The organism is Streptomyces rugosispiralis, from assembly GCF_024505145.1.
In the GTDB taxonomy this organism is placed as follows: Bacteria; Actinomycetota; Actinomycetes; order Streptomycetales; family Streptomycetaceae; genus Streptomyces; species Streptomyces rugosispiralis.
In genome coordinates this window covers 1-25,136 of the sequence record NZ_JANIAA010000041.1, presented here as the reverse complement: position 1 = coordinate 25,136, position 25,136 = coordinate 1, and the positions used below count along the sequence as shown (strand labels likewise).

Genomic DNA, 25,136 nt, shown 5'->3' with positions numbered 1-25,136 from the left:
GGGGCAGCCGTCTGCCGCACGGCGGTCCGCGGGTCCGGGACCGCGCCGTGCGCGTCGTCGGGCGCTGCCGCGCCCGGGGCGGCGGCAGAGGTGGCCGCCTGCCGCCTGTTGTGGGAGGTGGGGTGCTCCGTCACGCGTGGGTTTCCATCCGTCCGGGGCCGTGCGCCCGCGTCTCGTGGGCGCACCGAGTGTCAGGCACGTCGTCGGCAGTTCAGATAGAGCTGGATCTCGGGTGGTACGTCCGTGCTGGCCGGGGCGTACGCGTGCGAGTCCTCCCCGGCGACCTCGAAGCCCGCATCGCGGACGGCCTGGCGCAGCTCGTCCCGCAGATAACCGGATACCCGGACCGAGTTGCCGAGGAACGGAATGGGGAAGTCGTCGATGTCCGCCTCCACCATGCCCAGCCCCAGCAGCCCCCCGGGTCTCAAGCCGGCGTGCAGGGTCCGCAGTGCGTACGGGATCTCCGGGCGGGGCAGCAGCAGCAGCGTGAAGTAGGCGGTGATGCCGTCGAACGGGCCGAACTCCCGGGGGCCGCCGGGGCCGTACCGCCCGCCCACCCGCAGATCGACGATGTCCACATGGTGGAAGGTGGCCTCCGGGACATTGTCCCGGGCCAGCTTGAGCATCCCCGGGGAGATGTCGATGCCGACCACCTCGTGCCCCGCGTCGACCAGCTGACGGGCCGTGGGCAGGCCCGTACCGCAGCCGACGTCCAGCACCCGGGAGCCCGGCGGAAGCGTTTCGGCGAGCCAGCGACCGGCCTCGATCTGGCCCTCCTTGTGCGGAAAGGCGTCGTCGTAGCGGTCGCCGATGTGGTCGAAGGCTTCCGCCTGACCGCTGCGGTCCAGCGCGAGGCGGTCGAAGTCCTCGTAGCCCTCGTAACCGTCCCCGTGCTCGTCCTCACCGCTCATGACTCCGCCCCCTCCTGTGACATTACGTCAGATCTCGCGCGTCGCCCGTGACTTGCGCCGGCGTCTGGTGTCCCGCATGGGCAGTGTTCCGGACGACGATCCTACGTTTGAAACACTGGGACACGACAAGAGGTTCATGACCTCGAGTGTGCCGAGGTGTGCTTCTTGTCCGTACGGCCCCAGTCCGCCGGAAGGGCGGGTACGGACCACGCGGGGTCGGGCCGCCAGTTCTCCCACCCGTCCCGGAAGGGCGCTCCCCAGGACTCGATGGTCGCCGCGGCCGCCCGGCCCGCGGTCCGGACCCGCTCCGCCTGCTCGGGACCCATCAGCCCGGCCCGCTGCGCCTGCGCGAACTCGTCCTCGTCCTTCCATTCCCAGCCGCGGTCGGCGTAGACCGCGATGTCCAGGAAGTGGTCCTCGGAGTCCACTCCGCGGTCCCAGCGGACCAGCGGCTCCTCCAGGTTCACGTACCAGTTCCGGAACTGCCAGCCCTGGTCCCAGAACAGCCACACCGACCACGGCTCCCCGGGCCGGGCCAGCTTCAGCACACCGGTGCCGAACCACTGGGACCGCGCGGTGGTCCGCGGCTTGGTGTACCGGGTGGGCAGCGGCTCGTGGTGCACCGAGGTGCCGTCGGTGAGCTGCGGCTTGACGCAGACGGTGCCGGGGGCGAGCCAGACGGCGAGCAGCTCCGGGGTGTCCTCGACGACGGTCACGGGACGGCAGATGTGGATGAGGTCGGACGCGTTGGCCCGATAGCGCCACAGAATGTGGTCGCCCGGTGCCCACCGGGCGATGTCCGCCGTCCCCGTCGTCTCCACGATGTCCGCTGTCATGAGCAGATCTTAGGTGCGCGCGGGCCGCGATGCCGTGACCTATGACGCAACCGGGGGCCAACGCCCGGCTAAGGATGTGTCATGCGCAGGACGTCAAGGGCCTCGTCCAGCTGGGCCGACGTCAGCAGCCCCCGCTCCACATAGCCGGACTCCAGCACCACCTCCCGGATCGTCTTGCGCTCCGCCAGCGACCGCTTGGCCACCTTCGCCGCCTCCTCGTAGCCGAGGTAGCGGCCCAGCGGGGTGACGACGGACGGCGAGGACTCCGCGTACTCCCGGGCCCGCTCGGCGTTGGCGGTGATCCCGTCGATCGTGCGGTCCGCGAGCAGCCGGGAGACGTTGGTCAGCAGCCGGATCGACTCCAGCAGATTCTTGGCGATCACCGGGAGCATCACATTGAGCTCGAAGTTCCCGGCGGCCCCGGCCGTGGCGACGGTGGTGTCATTGCCGGTGACCTGCGCCGCGACCATCAGCGTGGCCTCGGGGACCACCGGGTTGACCTTCCCCGGCATGATCGACGAGCCGGGCTGGAGGTCGGGCAGCGCGATCTCGGCGAGCCCGGTGCGCGGGCCCGACGCCATCCAGCGCAGATCGTTGGCGATCTTGGTGAGGCCGACCGCGATGGTCCGCAGCTGCCCGGACGTCTCGACCAGCCCGTCCCGCGCGCCCTGCGCCTCGAAGTGGTCCCGGGCCTCGGTCAGCGGCAGCCCGGTGGTGCGGGTCAGCTCGGCGATGACGGCGGCGGCGAACCCGGGCGGGGTGTTGATCCCGGTGCCCACCGCCGTACCGCCCAGCGGCAGCTCGGCCAGCCGGGGGAGCGAGGCGCGCAGCCGCTCGATCCCGTAGCGCACCTGGGCCGCGTAGCCGCCGAACTCCTGACCGAGGGTCACCGGAGTGGCGTCCATCAGATGGGTCCGCCCCGCCTTGACCACCTCGGCGAACTCGGCGGCCTTGCGCTCCAGCGCCTCCGCCAGATGGGCCAGGGCCGGGATCAGATCGCCGGTGACGGCCGCGGTGGCCGCGATGTGGATGGAGGAGGGGAAGACGTCATTGGAGGACTGGCTGGCGTTGACGTGGTCGTTGGGGTGCACCGGACGGCCCAGGCGCTCGCTCGCCAGGGTGGCCAGCACCTCGTTGGTGTTCATGTTGGACGAGGTGCCGGAGCCGGTCTGGAAGACGTCCACCGGGAAGTGGTCGTCCCAGCGGCCCTCGGCGACCTCGGCCGCCGCCTCCGAGATCGCCCCCGCGATGTCCTTGTCCACCACGCCCAGCTCGGCGTTGACCCGGGCGGCCGCGCTCTTGATCCGGGCCAGCGCCTGGATGTGCGCCCGCTCCAGGCGCTGCCCGCTGACGGGGAAGTTCTCCACCGCCCGCTGGGTCTGGGCGCGCCACTTGGCGTGCGCGGGCACCCTGACCTCTCCCATCGAGTCGTGCTCGATGCGGTAGCCCTCCCGGGGGCTGTCGTCGCGGTGGCTCTCGTCGGTCATGGGGACACCTCCGTCCAGCACAGCGCCTGCACGCCACGTCGTGTTCCCGCGCCCGCCGAGCCGAACGGGTGAGCCCGGTCACCGTACGGCCTCGGGCGCCCGCGGGGTGTCCACCTCGCCGGTGCGCTTGAGCTTCTGCCACGGCAGCAGGGCGCCGGTGGCCGCGGTGACGCAGGAGTGCAGCAGCACCAGATACATCAGCTGGCGGTAGGCGATCTGCTGCAACGGCAGTACGGCCAGCGCCCGGTACTTCTCCCGGTCCAGCCGGAACGCGTACGCCGCGCCCAGTAGCTGAACCAGCAGCAGCGCCGCCCACGCCAGCAGCGAGCGCACCGGGTCCAGGAAGATCACTCCGTAGAGGGTGAAGAGGTCGATCAGCGGCGCGCACAGCGGGGTGAGGATCTGGAAGAGCACCACCAGCGGCATCCCCACCCGCCCGAACCGTCCCGAGGGCCCCCGGTCGATCAGCGAGCGGCGGTGCTTCCACAGCGCCTGCATGGTGCCGTAGGACCAGCGGTAGCGCTGCTTCCACAGCTGGCCGAGCGAGCTGGGCGCCTCGGTCCAGGCGCGGGCGTGCTCCTGGTAGACCACCTGCCAGCCCGCTCGGTGCAGGGCGATGGTGATGTCGGTGTCCTCGGCCAGGGTGTCCGCGCTCATGCCCCCGGCCTCCAGCAGCGCCAAGCGGCGGAAGGCGCCGATCGCGCCGGGGATGGTGGGCATGCAGCGCAGCAGGTCGTACATCCGCCGGTCGAGGTTGAAGCCCATCACATACTCGATGTGCTGCCAGGCGCCGATCAGCTTCCCCCGGTTGCCGACCTTGGCGTTGCCCGCCACCGCGCCCACCCGCGAGTCGGCGAACGGGCGGACCAGCTCCCGGATGGTGGTGGGCTCGAAGACGGTGTCGCCGTCCATCATCACGATCAGCTCATGGCTGGCGTGGGCGATGCCCCGGTTGAGGGCCGCGGGCTTGCCCGCGTTGGCCTGCCGCAGCACCCGTACGTTGGGCAGGCCCATCGCCTCGGCGATATCGGCGGTGCCGTCGGTGGAGCCGTCGTCCACGACCAGGATCTCGATCGGGTGGGTGGAGGCGGACAGCGACTTCAGGGTGTTGGCGATGCACTCCTTCTCGTTGTACGCGGGCACGATCACGCTCACCGGATCGGTGACCTCCTGCACCCGGGCCCAGCGCCGCCGCTCCCGGGAGCGCCGGTGCCACCAGGCGAGGACCACCATCAGCAGCAGCCGCCCGATCACCGAGAAGCCCACCAGGCCCAGCAGCCCGATCAGGAACGGCAGTGCGCTGTGGCTGATCGCGGCGGCCCCGATCAGGGCCCGGCCCTCCCAGACCGGCAGGGTGTGCGCCGGGTGGTTGGCGCTGTGGGCGCCGAGCGCGCCGGTGATCGTGGTGAAGGAGTAGCCCTTCTTCTTCATCCGCTCGATGTACAGCCCGAGGGCCCGTACGGTCCGGGAGCGGTTGCCGCCCGCGTCGTGGAAGAGCACCGACGCGCCCTTCCTGCCCTCGGGGGTGGCGTTCCGGACGATCTCCTTCACCGGGGGCCGCTGCCAGTCCTCGCTGTCGGTGTCCACGAACGCGCTGATGTAGCCCTTGGCGCCGATGTGCTGCTGCACCGGCCAGGTGCGGTCGTCCAGCGCGCGGACCTTGGAGGCGTACGGCGCGCGGAAGAGCGAGCTGGTGATGCCCGCCGCACCGGCCAGGGCCAACTGGGACTGGGCCAGTTCGCGGTCCATGCGCCCCTTGTCCTGGTACGACAGGTCGACATGGGAGAAGGTGTGCACCCCGACCTCATGGCCCGCGGCCCGCATCCGGCGGACCAGCTCCGGATGGCGGATCACCATCTGGCCCAGCACGAAGAAGGTCCCCCGCACCTTGTGGCGGCGCAGCACGTCGAGGATCTCCGGGGTCCAGCGCGGGTCCGGGCCGTCGTCGAAGGTCAGCGCGATGGTCTTGGACGGGATGGCGTGCTCGGTGGCCTTTCCCCGGTGGTTGAAAGTGATCACCGGGCCGCCCTTGCGCAGCCGGTCGGGGACCGTGCGCGAGGCTTGTGAGCGGTACACCCGGGCGTCGTTGCCGACCTCGGCGTGCAGATAGCCGTCCAGCAGCAGGGTGCACACCAGTGCGAGGAGGGTCGCGAGGGCGAGCGCCACCCGGGTGCGGGTGCGTAGCTGGCGCAGTTTGACGATACGGAGCCGGCTCCTGAGCCCGAGCTTGCCGGTGAGCCCGAGCCCGAGTCCGCCCGTGAGCCTGAGCTTGAGTCCGCCCGTGAGCCTGAGTCCGAGCCTTCCCTCGCGCCCGGACCCGCCCGTGCGGCGCGCGGCGCGGCGGCCGGAGCCGGTCAGCCGGAACACCCTACGGGGTGCGCCGTCCTGACGGGGCGCGGGGAGCCGGCGGCGCGGCCGCGGCAGCCTCGGCGGTCTGCCGCCGCTCATGACGCCTCGTCATCGGGCTTGGGGGTGCCCTTGTCGGCGCCCGGCTCGTCGGCCGGGGTGCCGCCTCCGGCGGGCCCCTTGGGGGGCTTGGGCGTATCGGCCTGCGGGGGCTTCTGGGACTGGGGCTTCTGGGGGGACGCGGCGTGGCCGGGCCGTGTGGTGTGGCCGGGGGCCTGCGGGCGGCCGGAGCCCTTGGCGGGCGACTCGGCGCCGGCGGAGTGCTGTTTCGACGGGGTGTGCGACGCGCCCGCGGGCCGCTTACCGGGCGGGTGGGCGACCGGATGTGACGGCGTGTGGCCGCCCTTGTGGTGCTTGCCGGACCGGTGCCCCGCGGCGGACCCGCGGCTTACGGGGCGGTGGTGCGCGGGGGAGTGCCGCGGCGCCGCGCGGTGGACCTTGGGCGGATCGGGCTGCGGAGGCGCGGGCCGCGGCCGGGTGGTGATGGGCGGCAGGGCGACGGCCTCCCGGGCGCCCCCGTGCTCCGGGCGCCCCGAGGCGTGCCGCTCGCGCGGGTGCTGACGGTGGGTCGGCCCGTGTCCGTCGTCCCCGTACGCGTCCCCGTCCCCGTCCCCGTACGCCTCCTCGTAGCCGTACGCGTGCGCGGCACGCCGCTCGGGCGACTCGGAGGGCCCGGAGCGCTCCTCGGGGGTGTGCTCCGGCCCCCGGCCGAACGCCTCGGTGGAGACGGGTCGCCCGGGGATCAGCGTCTGCGGCGCGAACGGCGTACCGCCCGCGTAGCCCAACCCCAGGACCGCCGAATAGCCGAGGCAGGCGGCTCCCGCGACTACGCCCACATGTCGTACCAGTCGGCCACGGCGCCCGGACAGGTCCACGAACACGGGCCCCTTCCGGGCCACGTCAGCGCGGAGGGGACGCGAAGTCGCGCGCTCGGCCACATCTGACTGAGGATCCATACGGAAGAGGTTAATGCAGAAAATACGACATGCGACATATAAGTCAAACATGCGGTGTGTCATAGTTCAGTAGGCTTCACCGAATATGCGAGGTTTGGCGGGGAGAGCGGCACGGGCGGCACCGGCCCCTGCGCCTCGTACCGGACCACAAGGAGGAGCCAGAGCCATGAGGGCCAGCCCCCGCATGAGCGGAATCGCCGTGGCCGGCGCGGTGGTCTGCGCCACCATCGCCGTATGGGCGGGACACCAGAAGCAGCCGCCCGAGCCGCACGCCGCGCCCTCACAGCCCCGGGCGTCACAGCCCCCCGTGGCGCGCCCGCCCGCCGAGTTCGTGCCGTACGTCAACGCCTGGGCGGACTCGGGCTATGACATGGCCGCCGCGGCCTCGCGCGGGGTCAAGGAGTTCTCGCTGGGCTTCGTCGTCGCGGGCGACGGCTGCACCCCGGTGTGGGACGGCGGCACCTCGCTGGACGACCAGGCGCTGGAGGCCCGGATCGAGGGCGTCCGCCGGGCGGGCGGCGACGTACGGATCTCCTTCGGCGGCGCCGAGGGCACCGAGCTCGCCACCGCCTGCACCGACGTCCCCGAACTCGCCTCCGCCTACGCCGAGGTGATCGAGCGTTACCAGTCCGCCAGGATCGACTTCGACATCGAGGGCGACGCGCTCGCCGACGACGAGGCGGCCGCCCGCCGGGCCCAGGCGCTCGCGCTCATCCAGCGCACCCACGAGGGCCTGAACGTCTCCTTCACCCTGCCCGCCATGCCGGACGGGCTGACCCCGCAGAGCGTCGCCCAGTTGGAGGCCGCCAAACAGGAGGGGGTCATCCTCTCGGGCGTCAACGTCATGGCGATGAACTACAGCGGCGACCACACCGGCGACATGGGCGACTACGCGGTCCAGGCGGCCACCGCGGCCCAGGCCCGGGTCCGCGAGGTGTTCGGCATGTCCGACGCCGCCGCCTGGAAGATCCTCGCCGTGACGCCGATGATCGGGGTCAACGACGTCACCGGCGAGACCTTCACGCTGGAGGACGCGTCCGGGCTGGCGCGGTTCGCCGCGGAGAAGGGGATCGGACGGCTGTCGATGTGGTCGGCCGAACGGGACCAGCCGTGCACCCCGGAGATGACCCAGTCCGGCACCCCGACCGCCGCCACGGCCGGTGCCGCGGCCCCCGAGCCCACCGCGAGCGTCGTTCCCAACACCCGCTGCAGCGGCGTCACCCAGCGTCCGGGCGCCTTCGAGGCGGCGCTGAGGGGGTGAGGGGCTCCGTGAACGCGTAGGGGCCGGGGCGGCAAGATGCCGCCCCGGCCCCTACTCAAGGCTGTGTCAGGGCACGACGACCGGAGTCGCTGGGGGACCGCCCGTCCCTCGCCCTCCGGGGCGAGCGGCCCTCTCAGGAGCGCTTGAATCGGTTCGGGTTGTTGTGTTCACGGTGGCGAGGGCACTGGCATGGTGGCCATGCCTGCCCCAGCCCGTAGGTATCGCTCTTCTCCCCGACCAGGACGGTCACCATCGCGTGCCGTGCTGTGACGATTCCATCGCGCGCCATGGTGTAGACGCGCATGGTCATCGTCGGCCGTTCGCCCCGGTCGGGTGGGTTATCGGCGTTCACCGAGCGCGCTTTCCTTCAGCCGGCGCGAGGAGCTGGAGCACGCTGCGCAGGCTCCGTTTCACCGCCCCCAGGTGGTAGGCCAACTCTTCCGGCGCGGCGGTGCTCAGTTGGAGTGATTCGGCCCCTGCCAGGGTCTGTCCGGCCACGATCACCACCGCGCTCTCAAGGCCCTCACGGGTGGGCTTACCGGCCGTGACGCAGGCAGGGCACAGACCCGAGTGCGGGTCGGCGGGGTCATGGGGCCCGAACACCCCGGGGGTGGCACACAGAGCGCACCCGGGCCCCAGAGGGGAAGGGGAGGGCGTGGTCCGGGGATTGACGGGATGACCACCATGCCGTGCGGGGCACACACCAACTCCACGCGGGGGATGACGCCGCCCCGCCGCTGCTCATGGACCACCACGCGGGGTTGTACCGAGGCGGGTTCCTGGTCGTCCAGCGGCAGGGCCGCTGTGCCGGATTCTGGAGTCGGCACGTTGCCGTCCGGGCTTGTGGCCACCGACTGGGCCCTGGCGGCGGAGTCCACGTTTCCCGCCCTGGGCCGCGAGATGCCCGCGCGTGGCGCGAGAGGCATCGCTCCGGACCGATGACGGCGGCGCGGCCGTAAGGCGAGAAGCCCACTCACCCATGCGGAGAACCAATGGATAGGGTTGTTCATTGTTCATCAGCTCCTGTGAGGCTGTTGGGCCACGCCCCCGGACGCAGCCACGTCGCGGGGGTCTGCCTTTCTGACACAAGCGTGGCGCAACTCACGTACGCTCAGGTGAGGTTCATATCCCGAGGTCCATTTGGGGAAATGGGGACGGCACATGGCGGCACGGCCACGCGAACTCACGCCCGACCGATCCGCCCGACACTTGTTCGGGGCGAAGATGCGTGCCCACCGAGAGCGCGCGGATATGAGTCTTGAGCGGTTGAAGGATGTCGTGATGGTGAGCACAAGCCACCTGTCACGCATCGAGACGGCCGACGCGATGCCCCCGCCCGACCTGCCCAAGCGGCTGGACGCCGCCTTTGGAACGGATGGGATCTTCGAGGAGCTGTACGGGCTTGCCCGCCGGGAGATCCACCCCGACCAGTTTAGGCGGCGGATGGAACTTGAGGCACAATCGCGGCTCATTGAGGAGTACGCAGGTCAAATCGTGCCGGGGCTTGTGCAGACTGAGGGTTACGCCCGCGCCCTGTTCGAAACGTTCGACCCTAAAGCCACGGCGGAAAAGATCGAGGAGTTGGTCAGCGCCCGAATGAGTCGGCAAGTTCTATTGAGCGCCGATTTTCCGCCCGACATCTCACTGATCCTTGACGAGGCAGTTCTGAGGCGGGCGTTCGGCGGGCCGACCGTGATGCGCGCACAGCTTTCTCGTCTGGTTGACCTGACGCTGACCCCGACGAGCGTGATTCAGGTTCTACCCTTCGAACATGGTGGACATGCTCTGGTGGGGGGAACGCTGACGTTGATGACTCTCGACACAATCCGGTAATCATTGAGAGCAGAAAGAATCGGAACTCTGTCGAGACCGCTTCAATCCTTGCTAGCTCGTTCTGCTTCTTGTCCAAGCCTCTGCGGCGAGAGGACCAGTGGTCTTGCCACTCCGTATTTGCCGTCCTCGCCAGCGAAAGGATCTCGGCAGCAACAGGACTATCCACTCCGATGGCTTCCAGGATCAGTTCAACATCGACTAGTGAGGGTGTGAGCTTTCCGCTCTCAATGTTGCTGACCTTGGTCTGAGACATGGTGCAGTGGCGAGCGAGCCAGGTTTGAGTTTTCCCGGCTCGCTTGCGCTGACCTCTCAAGGCTTCTGCTAGGTCTGATCTGGACTGACCTAGCCTCTCGGGCTCAAACGTCAATGCCCTTCACGTACTCCTCAAAGGGCACCGACTCAGCTACCGCGATGCGCTGGTATTCGATGTACTGAGCCACATCCCCTTCGTGGATTTCACGGTTGATCTGACGCCCGTCCGGGTGGTAATTCATCAGCACCACTTCGGTACGGTCGAACATCCAGAAGTCCTGAACGCCTTCCAGCGGGTTATCCCGGTCGGTCACGTCAAGAATCCGGATGCGCTCGCCAGCCAATGCGTGGGGTGCGTAGTACTGGGAGAACTCGAATCGCAGGTAGTCCGAGAGCGGACGCGTCAGGACGTGCACACGCCCTTGGGAGCGCCCCTCTGTGACTTGTCGACGCAATCGGTCGGTGTACTCGTTCGAGACGGCGTGAGGGTCGATACGGGCCCCGGCTTTAAAGGCCGCGAACTCTTCTTCCTCCTGCGGCATGAGGTATTGGGGCAGGGTCTCAAGCCTCCACGCTTCCCGCCGGAAGCCCTCGAAGCGCGCCGCCCATTCCTCACCAGCCAAGTACACGTACAGCCTCCCTCAGAACGTGCTCGGGGATCTTCACCAGTGCCTCACCGGCCGGCGGCTGGAACGCTTCGCACATGTCTCCCTGGACGACGATCCCGCCGTCGGCCTCGTCCCGGTAGATGTTCGGGCAGTCGTCCTTGCCGCAGGTGCCGTTTCCGTTACCGGTCAGGCGGGTCAGTTCCTCGCGCGCCATGCTGAAACCCCCTTGTTGCCGACCCCCGTTGGGACCTGGTGGCTACGACGGTACGAGGGACTGGCAGGCCCGGCTATGCGGCAACGCCGATATTCGCGTAGTCGGGTAAACGGGCCTGACGCCCGAGGCCAGGACGCCCCTGAGCGGCGCCGCATGCCTCTCCGCGTAGCAACAGACCCCCCAGCCGGACGGCCGAGGGGTCTGGAGGGTCCGGGTCCTGGATGGCGGCTCAGGCCAGGCCGGGGCCCCGCACCGGGATGCTGGTGAACGTCGGCTGCGGCGCCGGGTCCTGGAAGAAGTCGTTCCCCTTGTCGTCCACCACGATGAACGCCGGGAAGTCCTCGACCTCGATCCTCCAGACCGCCTCCATGCCCAGCTCCTCGTACTCGAGGACCTCGACCTTCTTGATGCAGTCCTGGGCCAGCCGCGCCGCCGGGCCGCCGATGGAGCCCAGGTAGAAGCCGCCGTGCGCGGCACACGCGTCGGTGACCTGCTTGGAGCGGTTGCCCTTGGCCAGCATGACCTTCGAGCCGCCGGCGGCCTGGAACTGCTCGACGTACGCGTCCATCCGGCCCGCCGTCGTCGGCCCGAAGGAGCCGGAGGCGTAGCCCTCGGGGGTCTTGGCCGGGCCCGCGTAGTAGACCGGGTGGTTCTTCAGGTACTCCGGCATCTCCTCGCCCGCGTCCAGCCGCTCCTTGATCTTCGCGTGGGCGATGTCCCGGGCGACCACCAGCGTGCCGGTCAGCGAGAGCCGGGTCTTGACCGGGTGCTTGGTCAGCTCGGCCAGCACCTCGTCCATCGGCCGGTCGAGGTCGACGGCGACCGCGTCCAGGTCCGGGCCCGCGCCCTTGACCAGTTCCTCGTCCGTCGTCTCCGGCAGGAAGCGCGCCGGGTCGGTCTCCAACTGCTCCAGGAAGACGCCCTCCGGCGTGATCTTGGCGAGCGCCTGGCGGTCCGCGGAGCACGAGACCGCGATCGCGACCGGGCAGGAGGCGCCGTGCCGCGGCAGCCGTACGACCCGCACGTCATGGCAGAAGTACTTGCCGCCGAACTGCGCGCCGATCCCGATCTTCTGCGTCAGCTCGAAGACCTTCTCCTCCAGCTCCTTGTCGCGGAAGCCGTGGCCGGTCGGCGAGCCTTCGGTCGGCAGCTCGTCCAGGTAGTGCGCGGAGGCGTACTTCGCGGTCTTCAGCGCGTACTCGGCGCTGGTGCCGCCGACCACGATCGCCAGGTGGTAGGGCGGGCAGGCGGCCGTGCCCAGCGAGCGGATCTTCTGCTCCAGGAACTTCATCATCGATGCCTCGTTCAGCACCGCCTTCGTCTCCTGGTAGAGGAAGGACTTGTTGGCCGAGCCGCCGCCCTTGGCCATGAAGAGAAACTTGTAGGCGCCGCCGTCGGTCGCGTACAGCTCGATCTGCGCCGGCAGGTTGGAGCCGGTGTTCTTCTCGTCCCACATGGTCAGCGGGGCCATCTGGGAGTAGCGCAGGTTGAGCTTGGTGTACGCGTCGTAGACACCGTGCGAGAGGGCCTCCTCGTCGCCCCCCTGCGTGAGCACGTTCTGCCCGCGCTTGCCCATGACGATCGCCGTGCCGGTGTCCTGGCACATCGGGAGCACCCCGGCGGCCGCGATGTTGGCGTTCTTCAGCAGGTCCAGCGCGACGAAGCGGTCGTTGGCGCTGGCGTCGGGGTCGTCGAGGATGCGGCGCAGCTGGGCGAGGTGGGCGGGGCGCAGATAGTGCGAGATGTCGTGCATCGCCTCGGCCGCGAGCTTGCGCAGCGCCTCCGGCTCGACCTTCAGGAAGGTGCGCCCGTCGGCCTCGAAGGTGCTCACGCCCTCGGAGGTCACCAGACGGTACGGCGTGGTGTCCTCTCCCAGGGGCAGCAGCTCCGAATAGGCGAAACCAGGGTGGGCAGGGCGGGAGACGGGGGGCATCGCGGCCATTCCTCACTCGACGGGGCTTGGGCTGACTTCGTCGACAGCGCGTCCACAAGCGTAGAACGGGGCCCCGGGACGGGACCTGTGAGGTAGGGCTCAGTAGCAGAGGCAGGGTCCGGTAGGGGAAGGATCAGGGAGACTCCAGGGATCGACCACTAGTCGCGATAGATCGCGACTGGGTACGCTGAGTCCGTGGATGAGCAGCAGCCCGTGCCCTTGACCAAATCCGCCCCCGTGCCCGCCCCCGCGCCCGAGGCCGCGGCGGCCCCGGCGCCCGCCACTGCCGTGCCCGCGGCCGTCGCGGAGGCGGAGCTCCGCGCGTCCGACGCGGACCGCGACCGGATCGCGGACATCCTGCGGGAGGCCCTCGCCGAGGGGCGGCTCCAGCCGGAGGAGCACGCCGAGCGGATCGACGCGGTGTATCGCGCCAAGACCCTCGGCGAGCTGGAGCCCCTGGTGCGCGATCTGCCCGCCGCCCCCATCCGCGGCGCCGCCTCCGCGTCCACGCGCGACGCGGAGTCGCCGTGGCCGCGCTCCCTTCCCGAGTCGGAGAACCTGGTGGCGGTCTTCGGCGGTTCGACGCGCAAGGGCCGCTGGCGGGTCAGGCGCCGTACGAACGCCCTGGCGATCTTCGGCGGCGTGGAGATCGACCTGACCGAGGCGGTCTTCGAGCAGCAGGAGATCGTCATCCATGTCGTGGCCGCCTTCGGCGGGGTGGAGATCAAGGTTCCGGAGAACGTCTCGCTGCGCGGTTCCGGCGCGGGCATCCTCGGCGGTTTCGACGTCACGACGTACGAGGCGCAGGACCCCGACGCACCGGTGATCCACGTCACCGGGTTCGCCGTTTTCGGCGGTGTGGACGCCAAGCCCAAGCGGGGTAAGCGGTTGAAGAACCTGCGAGCATAAGCCCTGAAGAAGGGGCGTGCAGGGGGAAGTTCCGGGTGGGACAACGGTGTGCATAAGCCCGCGCACAGCGGGTAAGGCTTGGTGCATCGTCTCTCGTACGGCTGATGGGGGTGCTAACGGGGCCGTACACCTCGAGGCGGGCAAGGGTGACCACCGGAGCCGTCGTCAGGAGTAGACCGTGCTGCAACCGCATCAGCCCCTGCTGGAAGCCGCCGTGCCCCCGCAGCGCGTCCCCGCGCGGGATCAGGCCGGCCCCTGGCACTCGGAGGCGGTGTGCCGACGGGACGAGGCCGGGTTGTTCTTCGCTCCCTCCAAGGAGCCCACGGCTGCCAGGTTGTCGCGGGAGGAGGCCGCCAAGCGCGTCTGTGCGCGCTGCCCGGTCATGGTCGAGTGCCGGGAGCACGCGCTGCTTCAGCCCGAGCCGTACGGAGTGTGGGGCGGGCTGACCGCGGCCGAGCGCCGGGTCGTGCTGGCCCGCCGCCGGCGCCGGGAGGCGGAGCTGCAGCGCGCGGTGCGGGTCGCCGCCGCCGGCTGAACTCTTCGGGACCAGGGCCGGGCGCCGCCGGGAGGCGGTACCCGGCCCTGGTCATGCCGCGTCATTCCTGCGTCCGTCCCGCGGGGCCTGCCTGTCCCGCGGGGCCTGCCATGTGGCGCCGGCCGAACGCCGCCGCCGGCCGAACGCCGCCGCCGGCCGAACGCCGCCGCCGGCCGAACGCCGCCGCCGGCCGAACGCCGCCGCCGGCCGAACGCCGCCGCCGGCCGAACGCCGCCGCCGGCCGAACGCCGCCGTCATCTCGCTCAGCTCGGCCGTTCGAAGTCGACCGAGGCGTAGGCGCGCAGCTTGGCCAGCCGGTGGGTGGAGTCGATCTGCCGGATCGTCCCGGACTTGGACCGCATGACCAGCGACTGGGTGGTGGCGGTCTCCGCGCGGTACCGCACCCCGCGCAGCAGATCCCCGTCGGTGATGCCGGTCGCGACGAAGAACACGTTGTCGCCGCTGACCAGGTCGTCCGTCTCCAGGACCTGGTCGAGGTCATGGCCCGCGTCGAGGGCGCGCTGCCGCTCCTCGTCGTCCTTGGGCCACAGCTTGGCCTGGATGGTGCCGCCGAGGCACTTGATCGCGCAGGCCGCGATGATGCCCTCCGGCGTACCGCCGACGCCCAGCAGCAGATCCACACCGGTGCTCTCGCGCGCGGCCATGATCGCGCCGGCCACATCGCCGTCGGAGATGAACTTGATCCGGGCGCCCGCCTCCCGGATCTCCTTGACGATGCCGTCGTGGCGGGGGCGGTCCAGGACCACCACGGTGACGTCCTCGGGGCTGGACTTCTTCGCCTTGGCGATCCGGCGGATGTTCACGCCGGGGGGCGCGGTGATGTCGACGAACTCGGCGGCCTCGGGGCCGGTGACCAGCTTGTCCATGTAGAAGACGGCCGACGGGTCGAACATGGTGCCGCGCTCGGCGACCGCGAGCACGGAGACGGCGTTGGCCATGCCCTTCGCGGTGAGCGTGGTGCCGTCCACCGGGTCCACGGCCACGTCGCACTCCGGGCCGGTGCCGTCGCCCACGCGCTCACCGTTGAAGAGCATCGGCGCCTCGTCCTTCTCCCCCTCTCCGATGACGACGACGCCGTTCATCGAGACGGTGTGCACGAGGGAGCGCATGGCCTTGACGGCGGCGCCGTCGGCGCCGTTCTTGTCGCCGCGGCCCACCCAGCGTCCGGAGGCCATGGCACCCGCCTCGGTGACCCGGACGAGTTCCAGGGCGAGGTTGCGATCGGGAGCCTCGGGGCTGACCTCTAGCTGGGACGGGAGATGATGCTCGGTCATCGGAGCGCACCTTTCTGTACGGCGACGGACCGTGAGGGCCCCTCCGTCCCGCGAGGGGACCAGGAGGGTGAGGGTGTTCATGACTTTATCCGCTGATTGGCTAAGTGAGCAGATAGCCCCACGCATGAGCGCGGCCCTGTTGCGAGGTGCGGGGACCGGATGAGGGACGATAGGGGGCGTGGCAGGTATGCGTGGCAAAGAGACGGTCCGGGACATGGTGCTGTCGCTGGCGGCGATCGGCGTCGTGGCGGCGGCCATCTACCTCTTCGGTATCCCCCATGACGAGGGTTCCAAGGGCGCCGGGGTGAAGACGGTGAACTACCGCGTGGAGCTGGCCACGGCCCGCCGCGCCGCCCCGTACCCGGTGGCCGCCCCCGACCCCGGGAGCCTGCCCGAGGGCTGGCGCGCGACATCGGTGACCTATCGCGCGGCCGCCGCGGAGGACGGTGCGCTCTGGCACCTCGGCTTCCTCGACCAGCACGAGGAGTACATCGCGGTCGAGCAGAGCGACGGCAAGCCCGTGCCGTTTGTGGAGGAGGTCACCCAGCAGGCGCGGGAGACCAAGCGGACGCAGCGGATCGGCGGCAAGGACTGGGTCCGCTACGAGGGCGACAAGTACGACGCGCTGGTGCGCAAGGAGCCGGGCGTGACCACGGTGGTCACCGGGACGGCGTCGTACGGGCAGCTGACGCGGATGGCCGAGGCGCTCACCGAGAAGAAGGGCTGAGCGGGACGAGAAGAAGGGCTGAGCGGGACGGCCCTTGTGACGGCCGGGGCCCTGGGTCCGGGCCGCCGGGCGGTCCGGACCAAGGGCCCGTGGTTGATCAAGCGCGATCAAGCGCCATCAAACGCGTTCGAGTGTGACCAAGCGCGTTCGAGTGTGACCGAGTCGTCGCTCAGACCGTGGTGATGACGTCGTCGTAGTCCAGGCGGGGGCCACGGGGGAACCAGGCGTCCTCGCCCGGCTTGCCGATGTTGATGACCATCAGCGGGGTGTGGTTCTCGTCCAGGAAGTCCTTCTGGACCCCGGCCGGGTCGAAACCGGTCATCGGGCCGGCGGCGAGACCGGCGGCGCGGATGCCCAGGATGAAGTAACCGGCCTGCAGCGAGGCATTGAGCGCGGCGGCGTGCTCACGGGCGTCACGCTCGGCGAAGAAGACGTCCTTGGCCTGCGGGAAGTGCGGGAAGAGCGCGGGCAGCTCCTCGTGGAACTCGTTGTCCGCGGCGAGGATCGCGACCAGCGGGGCGGTGGAGGTCTTGGGCTGGTTGCCCTCGGCCATGTGCTGGACCAGCCGCTCACGGGCCTCGGGCGAGCGGACCAGCACGATACGCAGCGGCGACTGGTTGAACGCGGTCGGCGCGTACTTGATCAGGTCGTAGATCGCCTGCACCTGCTCCTCGGTCACCGGCTCATCGGTGAAGGTGTTGGCGGTGCGGGCCTCGCGGAAGAGCAGGTCCTGAGCGGCGGGGTCGAGAACGAGTGCCATGGGAGAAACCTCTGCATAAGCGGTGATATCGCTGACGGGCTCCACTGTACGACGCTTAGATTAATGTTCAACTAAAAAGTTGGCGTGCGGTGGGCAAGGTGCTCCGAATCACAACGCGGCTACGTCCGGGCCGGGCCCGGACGGTCAGCCCTCTCCGGCGCGCTCCGCCTCCTCGGCGCCTTCGGTGCCGTCGTCCTCCGCCAGCGCCGCGTCCAGCCGGGCCCGCGCGCCCTCCAGCCAGTGGCGGCAGACCTTCGCCAGCTCCTCGCCGCGCTCCCAGAGCGCGAGCGACTCCTCCAGGCTGGTGCCGCCCGCCTCCAGGCGGCGGACCACCTCGACCAGCTCGTCCCGCGCCTGCTCGTAGCCGAGCGTGGTCTCCGCCCGCGCGCTCTGCCCGGCCTGCCCGTCTGTCTGCCCGGTCTGCTCGTCCGTCTTCGCCATATCCCTCACCCTATTCAGCGGGTCCGACAGCGACCCGCACCCGGAACTCGCCCTCGGAGACCCGCGCCCGCAGCTCCTCGCCCTCCGCGACCTCCTCGGCCGCCCGCACCACCGAGCCGTCGGGGTGCTGGAGCACCGCATAGCCGCGGCGCAGCGTCGCGGCGGGGGAGAGTGCCACCACCCGCGCCTGGGTGTGGGACAGCTCGGAGTCGGCCCGGTCCAGCAGATGGCCCAGGCAGCGCCGGGCCCGCTCCAGCACCGCCGTGATCCGCTCCTCGCGCTCGTCCACCATGCGGTGCGGCTCCCGCATGCACGGCCGGGCCAGCGCGGCGGCCAGCCCCCGCTCCTCCCGGTCCAGCAGCCCGTGCACACTGCGCAGCGCCCGCTCCCGCAGCTGCTGGACGCGCATCAGCTCCTCGCCCACATCGGGCACGATCTTCTTCGCCGCGTCCGTGGGCGTGGAGGCGCGCAGATCGGCGACCAGGTCCAGCAGCGGCGAGTCCGGCTCATGGCCGATCGCGGAGACCACCGGCGTACGGCACGCGGCCACCGCCCGGATCAGCTGCTCGTCCGAGAACGGCAGCAGGTCCTCCACGCTGCCGCCGCCGCGCGCCACCACGATCACGTCCACCTCCGGCAGCGCGTCGAGCTCCTTGACGGCCTCGATCACCTGCGGCACCGCGTGCACCCCCTGCACGGCCACATTGCGCACCTCGAAGCGGACGGCGGGCCAGCGCAGCCGCGCGTTCTCCAGCACATCGCGCTCGGCGGCCGAGGCGCGCCCGCAGACCAGCCCTATCAGCTGCGGCAGAAACGGCAGCGCCTTCTTACGGTCGGCGGCGAACAGCCCCTCCGCCGCCAGCGCCTTCTTCAACTGCTCGAGCCGCGCCAGCAGTTCACCCACGCCCACCGGGCGGATCTCGGCGGCCCGCAGGGACAGCTGGCCCCGCGGCGCGTACCACTCCGGCTTGGCGTGCACCACGACCCGCGCGCCCTCGGTGACCGTGTCCGCGATCTTGTCGAAGACGGCGCGGAAGCAGGTGACGGTCAGCGAGATGTCGTAACTGGGGTCGCGCAGGGTCAGGAACACCACACCGGCACCCGGGCGCCGGGACAGCTGGGTGATCTGCCCCTCGACCCAGACCGCGCCGAGCCGGTCGATCCAGCCCCCGATCAGCCGGGACACCTCGCCGACCGGGATCGGCGCCTCCGCGGACGTGTTGACAGCCATGACCGCGAGGGTATCGGCCACCACCGACAGCGGCGGGGGTCGTCGCCCCACGACCGGCGGACGCACGGGTCGGTCACCATCGACAGACCCACGGGTCGGTCACCATCGACAGACCTACGGGTCGGCCACCACCGGCGGACCCCGGGGCCATCGCCCCTACCATGGGGGACATGACTGCAACCTCCGCCCGCCGGGTCCTGCTCGCGGCCCCCCGTGGCTACTGTGCCGGTGTCGACCGTGCCGTGATCGCCGTCGAGAAGGCCCTGGAGCAGTACGGCGCGCCGATCTATGTGCGCAAGGAGATCGTCCACAACAAGTACGTCGTCCAGACCCTGGAGAAGAAGGGCGCCATCTTCGTCGACGAGACGGAGGAGGTCCCCGAGGGCTCCATCGTGATCTTCTCGGCGCACGGTGTCGCGCCGGTGGTCCACGAGGAGGCCGCCGCGCGCAAGCTGGCCACCATCGACGCCACCTGTCCCCTGGTCACCAAGGTCCACAAGGAAGCAGTCCGGTTCGCCAAGGAGGACTACGACATCCTCCTGATCGGCCATGAAGGCCATGAGGAGGTCATCGGCACCAGCGGTGAGGCCCCCGAGCACATCACCCTGGTCGACGGCCCCGACGATGTGAAGAACGTCGAGGTGCGGGACGAGTCCAAGGTCGTCTGGCTCTCCCAGACCACCCTCTCGGTCGACGAGACCATGGAGACCGTGGACGCGCTCAAGGAGCGCTTCCCGCAGCTCATCAGCCCGCCCAGCGACGACATCTGCTACGCCACGCAGAACCGCCAGACCGCCATCAAGCAGGTGGCCGCCGAGTCCGACCTGGTGATCGTGGTCGGCTCCAAGAACTCCTCCAACTCGGTGCGGCTGGTGGAGGTCGCCCTCGGCGCGGGCGCCAAGGCGGGCCATCTGGTCGACTACGCGAGCGAGATCGACGAGGCGTGGCTGGAGGGCGTCACCACGGTCGGCGTGACCTCGGGCGCCTCCGTTCCGGACGTGCTCGTCGAGGGCGTCCTGGAGTGGCTGTCCGAGCGCGGCTTCGGCGATGTCGAGGTCGTCCAGCCCATGCAGGAGTCGCTGACCTTCTCGCTGCCCAAGGAGCTGCGCCGGGACCTGCGGGCCGAGGCCGCCGCGGTGTCCTCCGGTGAGCGGGAGGCACCGGCGGCCGCCGGCCGGACCGAGGGACCGCAGCGGTGACGTACGGCCAGGGGGACACGGGGGCGTCCGCGATGAAGGTGTTCGGCATCGACATCGGCGGTTCCGGCATCAAGGGCGCCCCGGTGGACCTGGACCGGGGTGAGCTCGCCGAAGAGCGCCATAAGGTGCTCACCCCGCATCCGTCCACGCCCGAGGCGGTCCTGGACGGTGTGGTGGAGGTCGTCCGGCACTTCGACTGGTCCGGGCGGCCGGTCGGGGTGACCTTCCCGGGCGTGGTGAAGGACGGTGTCACCCTTACCGCCGCGAATGTCGACAAGAGCTGGATCGGCACCGATCTGGCGTCGCGCCTCGCCGAGCGGCTGGACTGCCCGGTCACGGTGCTGAACGACGCGGACGCGGCCGGGGTCGCGGAGGCGACGTTCGGCGCCGCCCGCGGTGTCAAGGGCACCGTGATCGTGCTCACCCTCGGCACCGGCATCGGCAGCGCGGTCTTCACCGACGGCCATCTGCTCACCAACACCGAACTGGGCCATCTGGAGCTGGACGGCCACGAGGCGGAGAAGCGGGCCTCCACCAAGGTCAAGGACGACCACGACCTCAGCTGGTCGCACTGGGCGCGCCGGGTGCAGAAGTACCTCCATCACCTGGAGATGCTCTTCTCTCCCGAGCTGTTCGTGCTGGGCGGCGGTGTGAGCCGTAAGGCGGACAAGTTCCTGCCGCTGATCGAGGGTGTCAGGGCCGAGATCGTACCGGCGCAGCTTCAGAACAACGCGGGGATCGTGGGTGCCGGGATGGCCGCGGCCGCTGCTGCCGGCGCCGCCGGGTGACCAGCACGGCCCGCCGTACGAGCACGATCAACACGGTCAGCAGCGTCCCCGCGTAGAGCCAGCCGGCCTGCAGCGACAGCGCGGTGAACACCCCCACCGCCTGTCCGCTGAAGCCCGCCGAGCCCTCGTTGATCGGCAGCAGCCCGACCGTATAGGCCAGCGGCGCCGTCACCGGCGCCGCCAGCAGATCGGCGGGCCGCACCCACAGCCCGCAGGCCGCGCAGGCGGGCAGGAAGAGCACGCTGTAGACGGTGGGCGAGCCGGAGAGCAGCAGCGCGTCCAGGCAGCCGATGCCCAGCATGGCGAGCGTGGTCAGCAGCCCCGCGCCCAGTCCGGTCAGCCGGGGATCGGGGAGGGACAGCCCGCGGGCCCGCCGCAGGACGGCGGGCAGCGCCGCGGCCGCTCCGGACGGCCCCGTACGGCGTGCGGCGGGCCGGGGTGCCCTGGCCGCGCCGCCGGGCCGCCCCCGGCTCTGACCCGTGCTTCTGCCCCGTCCCGGATACGTGTCGTCCGCGGCCGGGCGGGGCGGTGGCGCCGCCGCGCGGCGGGGCGTACGCGTGCTGTAATGCTCCACCCGACCAACGTAGGTCGCCGAAGGGCGAGAATCCGGTCTTGGACACGCCCTTCGCAGGACCTTGGCAGTGTGTTCGACCGATTGTCGGCCCGGCCGGGTGATCGAGGGCGGCCCCGTAGACTGGTGGACCGGCCCCGGCTCCACCGGGGCCCGTCATCGGTCCTCACATCCCCGCCACGGGAAGCTACGGGAAGTCGTCAACGTGTCGCTCACGATCGGAATCGTCGGTCTGCCGAATGTCGGCAAGTCGACCCTGTTCAACGCCCTCACCAAGAACGACGTGCTGGCGGCCAACTACCCGTTCGCCACCATCGAGCCCAACGTCGGCGTGGTCGGCGTCCCCGACCCCCGGCTGGACAAGCTCGCCGAGATCTTCGGCTCGGCCCGCAAGCTGCCCGCCACCGTCGACTTCGTCGACATCGCGGGCATCGTCAAGGGCGCCTCGGAGGGCGAGGGCCTGGGCAACAAGTTCCTGGCGAACATCCGTGAGTCGGACGCCATCTGCCAGGTCATCCGCGCCTTCAAGGACGAGAACGTCGTCCACGTCGACGGCAAGATCTCGCCGAAGAGCGACATCGAGACGATCAACACCGAGCTGATCCTCGCCGACCTCCAGACCATCGAGAAGGTGCTGCCGCGCCTGGTCAAGGAGGCCCGGATCAAGAAGGACAAGCAGCCCCAGGTCAAGGCCGTCGAGGAGGCCAAGGCCATCCTCGACGAGGGCCGCACCCTCTTCTCCGCCGGCATCGTCCAGGGCAGCGAGCGCGCCGCCCTCCTCCACGAGCTGCACCTGCTCACCACCAAGCCCTTCCTCTACGTCTTCAACGTCGACGAGGAGGAGCTCACCGACGACTCCTTCAAGGCCGAGCAGCGCGCCCTCGTCGCCCCCGCCGAGGCGATCTTCCTCAACGCCAAGCTGGAGGCCGACCTCGCCGAGCTCGACGAGGACGAGGCCCTGGAGCTCCTCCAGTCCGTGGGGCAGGACGAGCCCGGCCTCGCCACCCTCGCCCACGTCGGCTTCAACACCCTCGGCCTCCAGACCTACCTCACCGCCGGCCCCAAGGAATCCCGCGCCTGGACCATCAAGAAGGGCGCCACGGCTCCGGAGGCGGCCGGTGTCATCCACACCGACTTCCAGAAGGGCTTCATCAAGGCCGAGGTCATCTCCTACGAGGACCTGGTCGAAACGGGCTCCGTCACCGAGGCCCGCGCGGCCGGTAAGGCGCGCATGGAGGGCAAGGAGTATGTGATGCAGGACGGGGACGTAGTCGAGTTCCGCTTCAATGTGTGATCGCGGCGTTGCGGTACGTTAATGCCATTGGTTTGACGTGCGTATCCGGGGTCGAGCCCTCTCGTGGGCTCGACCCCTTCGTCGTATCCATGTTGGCGTGATGGGCAGATCTGCTCGTGCCACCTGCATGATCCGGCGATCACCGGCGAAGCCCTCGATGAGATCGCGGCGCAGGAAGAGCAGGCTGCCGAGCCAGAGCTTATTCGTGCGAAAGGCTGTGGAAGCGTGCCGATCGCCCAAGCCCACGAGGTTCACGGCGTCTGGCAGTTGGCGCAGGCCGGACGTCCCGCGACTCCAGTAGGAGCGCGCGGAAGAGCCCAACCCTGGAGGCCGGAAGACCTTGTACGGGAATGGCAACCCCGATAGCCGCGGAGTAGCAGTGCGCTCCTTCTCATGTCGCGGAGCGGTGGTGAGCCGCGAAGCTCTGTCCAACCCGAAAGGAACTCCGCCAACTTTTGCCGCAATCATCACTCGCAAGTGGCAATGGTGAACAGATTTGGCGGTCATCTGTTCTCAGGTCGAACGACCGCGCGGCGCCTCATATCCTGCTGAACCTCAGAGATTGAACTTCGGAGGACAGATGGTGCCCGACGTCTTTGACTGCGTAGCAGCGTATGTCCGTCGTGTTTGCGGCGAAGCGCCGGTCTGCGTACACGTGGACGACACGCGAGAATGCCAGATCAAGCGGCACCCGGACTATGCGAAGTTTCGCTCCCAGGCTGTAGTCGCACGGGCAGCGCGGAAACCGTCTCAGTTGTGGGAGTCCATGGTTGCCATGGGGCGCATGTCTGACATGCACGGCAATAACAAGTGGCGGATGATCATTGTGGACTGCCTCGTCCCTTTCCTTCGGGCGCGCTCTTGGTTGATCTCCCGAGAATTCTATTGTGATTTAGAGGATGTTCGATCGGACATGTTCGAAGCTGCCCTTAATGCTTGGGAGAAGACGGCGCAGGGTGTTCCTCCTCGAGAGGTCCCGACATTGATGGTCAAGGCGGCCATCAAGGCCGCCTATCGGCGTGCGAATATTCATGAAAATGAAAGTTCGACCGGCGAGATAGAAGCCCTGTTGATATTTGAAGAAACCTTTATGGACTCCGCGCTGAAGGCATCTTCGATTATTCGCGACGCCGATCTGAGGGATCCCGCTGTCGCCGAGCAAATTAGGGGCGAGCGCATGGGGGCGCAATGGCAGAGGTACGGCCTCATTCAAGCAGTTAACCGGTACCACGACGACCTTCGGTCGGGGCATCGCCCAGGCTTGCGAGACGTCCTCGCGACGGAAACCATGCTGGCCCGCACGTGGGTTAGTGGCTGTAATTACTATTACTACATCTCCGACTTCTACCCGAAATTCGTTGCCCTTCCGGCCGCTGCCGAAGCGTTAGGAATCGCCAAAACCACCGCTTACCGAATGGTGCGATCGGGATCTTTCCCCTGCCTGACCACGCGCATGGGGAGCAGCATCCAGGTGCCTACGAAGGCCTTGATGCACTCACTGGACATTGCGGATATCATCGTCCACCTTGATGACGTGGAAAACGGGGCGGCTCACGTCGGCGAAAATTAACCTTAAGTCTTCATGTCGTGATATGAGCCATGAACGGCTGGCGGCCTTCTTTCGCGCTTCTGTGACGATCAGCGCCGAATGGGATCACTGGACGGGTTCACTCACTTTACTGAGCGAGGTCCGCGGCAACGGCGTTCCGCTTACGAGGCCTTGTGCTGGCTGGCTGGTCATCGGTGGTCAGACGGTGCGGATGACCGGGGCGGGTTTGATGTCCTGGGCGTCGATGAGAGTGCGGATGTCGTTCGGGTCCGAAGTCCAGATGATGGCGCCAAGGCTGGCTGCCATGGTCACGACGGTGGCGTCGACGATGTCGGAGGTGCCGGCCTTGCCGCAGAGGATGCCTGCGGCTTTGGCGGTTTCGAGGCCGACGGATACGACGTGGCACCCGGCGAGAAACTTGCCGAGTCTGACCTGGCGGCGGGAGTCCCGCCATGCCTGGCTGACGACGACGGCCGGGACGTGGATGTCCCGGCCGTCGTCGAGGGCCAGGCTGTGGCGAGCCCACATGCGTCGGTCGTCGTTGTCGATGGCGATGAGTGCCCCGGCGTCATATAGGTAGGGGATGTTCACGCGGCCGAGGCTCCCGAACCGCTGAGGTACTCGGCATCGGCGGCGGCCAGGTCCGCGCGGGCGGCGGCGAGTTCTTCCAGGGTGAAGGCGCCGTGTTCGGCCTGCCACTCCCGGATGACGGCCCGGCCGGCCCGCAGGCGCAGTTCGCGTTCGGCTGCTCCGGCGACGAGGCGGGAGAGTGGGATGCCTTCTTCCTCAGCGGCTCTGGCCAGGGCTTCGACCAGGGATTCGTCGAGAGTGATAGTCACCTTCTTGGTAGCCATACATCAACCATAGCATGGTATGGCACTTCGATCCTGATGCACGGATCACGTGCTGGTGAGCGCGGACGCGGACGGCAGCGGGAGAGGTCGTTCCCCGTCGGGTGGGCTTGGATGGGGCGGACGCGTTCGCAGACGAGATCGAGAACGACAAGGTCCTAGTAGGCTGTCGCTGCTTAGTTATGGCATGTCTGGGTGGGAGGCTGGTATCTGGCAGATTCCTTCCCTTCGGCCAGACAGGACTGTTGTCGTGGGTTCGCAGAAGAAGTGGCCGGTCAGGTTGACCGTG

At 69.3% G+C, this 25,136-nt stretch carries 24 protein-coding genes and 2 pseudogenes; 9 read left to right on the top strand and 17 right to left on the bottom strand.

Features of this window, described 5'->3' with window-relative positions; genetic code table 11:
- Window positions 1–191: 191 nt before the first annotated feature.
- The 5 genes from NP777_RS38235 to NP777_RS38215 form a co-directional block, all read right to left on the bottom strand.
- Window positions 192–911, bottom strand: coding sequence for a class I SAM-dependent methyltransferase (locus NP777_RS38235; protein ID WP_256654781.1), 720 nt, complete (start codon window positions 909–911; stop codon window positions 192–194).
- Window positions 912–1,045: 134 nt separating this feature from the next.
- Window positions 1,046–1,747, bottom strand: a complete 702-nt coding sequence (gene fomD / locus NP777_RS38230; RefSeq protein WP_256654780.1) for a cytidylyl-2-hydroxypropylphosphonate hydrolase — start codon at window positions 1,745–1,747, stop codon at window positions 1,046–1,048.
- Between the two features lie 68 nt (window positions 1,748–1,815).
- Window positions 1,816–3,234, bottom strand: coding sequence for a class II fumarate hydratase (locus NP777_RS38225; protein WP_256654779.1), 1,419 nt, complete (start codon window positions 3,232–3,234; stop codon window positions 1,816–1,818).
- Window positions 3,235–3,312: 78 nt separating this feature from the next.
- Entirely contained in the window at window positions 3,313–5,682 is a 2,370-nt protein-coding gene (locus NP777_RS38220; RefSeq protein ID WP_256654778.1) for a bifunctional polysaccharide deacetylase/glycosyltransferase family 2 protein, read from the bottom strand.
- On the bottom strand, window positions 5,679–6,596 hold the full coding sequence (locus NP777_RS38215; protein ID WP_256654777.1) for a hypothetical protein: 918 nt from the start codon (window positions 6,594–6,596) through the stop codon (window positions 5,679–5,681). The genes NP777_RS38220 and NP777_RS38215 overlap by 4 nt, the downstream gene beginning before the upstream one ends.
- Before the next feature lie 166 nt (window positions 6,597–6,762).
- Between NP777_RS38215 and NP777_RS38210 the strand changes: the two genes are divergently transcribed.
- The gene (locus NP777_RS38210; protein WP_256654776.1) at window positions 6,763–7,857 is read left to right on the top strand and encodes a chitinase; all 1,095 of its coding nucleotides are present in this window, start codon (window positions 6,763–6,765) and stop codon (window positions 7,855–7,857) included.
- Window positions 7,858–7,990: 133 nt separating this feature from the next.
- Here the strand turns inward: NP777_RS38210 and NP777_RS38205 are convergent, their stop codons facing one another.
- Window positions 7,991–8,209 (bottom strand): hypothetical protein, encoded by a 219-nt coding sequence (locus tag NP777_RS38205; RefSeq protein ID WP_216343146.1) that lies wholly within the window; start codon window positions 8,207–8,209, stop codon window positions 7,991–7,993.
- Window positions 8,210–9,018: 809 nt separating this feature from the next.
- Here NP777_RS38205 and NP777_RS38200 point away from each other — a divergent pair.
- Window positions 9,019–9,678 (top strand): annotated as a pseudogene (locus NP777_RS38200) (helix-turn-helix domain-containing protein); the annotation flags it as partial.
- A 175-nt stretch (window positions 9,679–9,853) separates the two neighbouring features.
- Here the strand turns inward: NP777_RS38200 and NP777_RS38195 are convergent.
- The 4 genes and pseudogenes from NP777_RS38195 to NP777_RS38180 all read right to left on the bottom strand — a co-directional run.
- A pseudogene (locus tag NP777_RS38195) lies at window positions 9,854–10,057 on the bottom strand (helix-turn-helix domain-containing protein); the annotation flags it as partial.
- On the bottom strand, window positions 10,047–10,571 hold the full coding sequence (locus NP777_RS38190) for a DUF6879 family protein (protein WP_256654775.1): 525 nt from the start codon (window positions 10,569–10,571) through the stop codon (window positions 10,047–10,049). The gene NP777_RS38190 and the pseudogene NP777_RS38195, both read right to left, overlap by 11 nt.
- The gene (locus NP777_RS38185; RefSeq protein WP_030822507.1) at window positions 10,555–10,764 is read right to left on the bottom strand and encodes a hypothetical protein; all 210 of its coding nucleotides are present in this window, start codon (window positions 10,762–10,764) and stop codon (window positions 10,555–10,557) included. The genes NP777_RS38190 and NP777_RS38185 overlap by 17 nt, the downstream gene beginning before the upstream one ends.
- Before the next feature lie 229 nt (window positions 10,765–10,993).
- Entirely contained in the window at window positions 10,994–12,697 is a 1,704-nt protein-coding gene (locus NP777_RS38180) for a fumarate hydratase (RefSeq protein WP_256654774.1), read from the bottom strand.
- Between the two features lie 195 nt (window positions 12,698–12,892).
- On the opposite strand from NP777_RS38180, the gene NP777_RS38175 reads away from it, so the two are divergent.
- Complete coding sequence (locus NP777_RS38175; protein ID WP_256654773.1) at window positions 12,893–13,606, top strand: DUF1707 SHOCT-like domain-containing protein; 714 nt, start codon at window positions 12,893–12,895, stop codon at window positions 13,604–13,606.
- A gap of 178 nt (window positions 13,607–13,784) precedes the next feature.
- Window positions 13,785–14,141, top strand: coding sequence for a WhiB family transcriptional regulator (locus NP777_RS38170; protein ID WP_020868722.1), 357 nt, complete (start codon window positions 13,785–13,787; stop codon window positions 14,139–14,141).
- 263 nt (window positions 14,142–14,404) lie between these two features.
- Here the strand turns inward: NP777_RS38170 and glpX are convergent, their stop codons facing one another.
- The gene (glpX, locus tag NP777_RS38165) at window positions 14,405–15,436 is read right to left on the bottom strand and encodes a class II fructose-bisphosphatase (protein WP_256654772.1); all 1,032 of its coding nucleotides are present in this window, start codon (window positions 15,434–15,436) and stop codon (window positions 14,405–14,407) included.
- 187 nt (window positions 15,437–15,623) lie between these two features.
- Here glpX and NP777_RS38160 point away from each other — a divergent pair, with 187 nt between their 5' ends.
- A complete protein-coding gene (locus NP777_RS38160; RefSeq protein WP_256654836.1) occupies window positions 15,624–16,163 on the top strand; it encodes a DUF4245 domain-containing protein in 540 nt (179 codons plus the stop codon).
- A gap of 169 nt (window positions 16,164–16,332) precedes the next feature.
- Here the strand turns inward: NP777_RS38160 and NP777_RS38155 are convergent, their stop codons facing one another.
- From NP777_RS38155 to xseA, 3 genes are all read right to left on the bottom strand, one after another.
- Entirely contained in the window at window positions 16,333–16,923 is a 591-nt protein-coding gene (locus NP777_RS38155) for a malonic semialdehyde reductase (RefSeq protein ID WP_256654771.1), read from the bottom strand.
- Window positions 16,924–17,067: 144 nt separating this feature from the next.
- A complete protein-coding gene (locus NP777_RS38150) occupies window positions 17,068–17,364 on the bottom strand; it encodes an exodeoxyribonuclease VII small subunit (protein WP_256654770.1) in 297 nt (98 codons plus the stop codon).
- A gap of 10 nt (window positions 17,365–17,374) precedes the next feature.
- Entirely contained in the window at window positions 17,375–18,595 is a 1,221-nt protein-coding gene (gene xseA / locus NP777_RS38145; protein WP_256654769.1) for an exodeoxyribonuclease VII large subunit, read from the bottom strand.
- A gap of 161 nt (window positions 18,596–18,756) precedes the next feature.
- Here xseA and NP777_RS38140 point away from each other — a divergent pair, with 161 nt between their 5' ends.
- Both NP777_RS38140 and ppgK read left to right on the top strand, forming a co-directional pair.
- A complete protein-coding gene (locus NP777_RS38140) occupies window positions 18,757–19,794 on the top strand; it encodes a 4-hydroxy-3-methylbut-2-enyl diphosphate reductase (protein WP_256654768.1) in 1,038 nt (345 codons plus the stop codon).
- Window positions 19,795–19,826: 32 nt separating this feature from the next.
- Complete coding sequence (ppgK, locus tag NP777_RS38135) at window positions 19,827–20,582, top strand: polyphosphate--glucose phosphotransferase (RefSeq protein WP_256654835.1); 756 nt, start codon at window positions 19,827–19,829, stop codon at window positions 20,580–20,582.
- Here ppgK and NP777_RS38130 read toward each other — a convergent pair.
- Complete coding sequence (locus tag NP777_RS38130) at window positions 20,488–21,156, bottom strand: DUF6542 domain-containing protein (protein ID WP_256654767.1); 669 nt, start codon at window positions 21,154–21,156, stop codon at window positions 20,488–20,490. The genes ppgK and NP777_RS38130 overlap by 95 nt on opposite strands.
- A 202-nt stretch (window positions 21,157–21,358) precedes the next feature.
- Between NP777_RS38130 and ychF the strand changes: the two genes are divergently transcribed.
- Both ychF and NP777_RS38120 read left to right on the top strand, forming a co-directional pair.
- Entirely contained in the window at window positions 21,359–22,447 is a 1,089-nt protein-coding gene (ychF, locus tag NP777_RS38125) for a redox-regulated ATPase YchF (protein ID WP_256654766.1), read from the top strand.
- Window positions 22,448–23,231: 784 nt separating this feature from the next.
- The gene (locus tag NP777_RS38120) at window positions 23,232–24,017 is read left to right on the top strand and encodes a helix-turn-helix transcriptional regulator (protein WP_256654765.1); all 786 of its coding nucleotides are present in this window, start codon (window positions 23,232–23,234) and stop codon (window positions 24,015–24,017) included.
- A gap of 177 nt (window positions 24,018–24,194) precedes the next feature.
- On the opposite strand, the gene NP777_RS38115 is transcribed toward NP777_RS38120, so the two are convergent.
- Together NP777_RS38115 and NP777_RS38110 are read right to left on the bottom strand one after the other, a co-directional pair.
- Entirely contained in the window at window positions 24,195–24,587 is a 393-nt protein-coding gene (locus NP777_RS38115) for a twitching motility protein PilT (RefSeq protein ID WP_256654764.1), read from the bottom strand.
- Window positions 24,584–24,850: a hypothetical protein gene (locus NP777_RS38110; protein WP_256654763.1), complete on the bottom strand. Its 267-nt coding sequence runs from the start codon at window positions 24,848–24,850 to the stop codon at window positions 24,584–24,586. The genes NP777_RS38115 and NP777_RS38110 overlap by 4 nt, the downstream gene beginning before the upstream one ends.
- Window positions 24,851–25,136 lie beyond the last annotated feature (286 nt).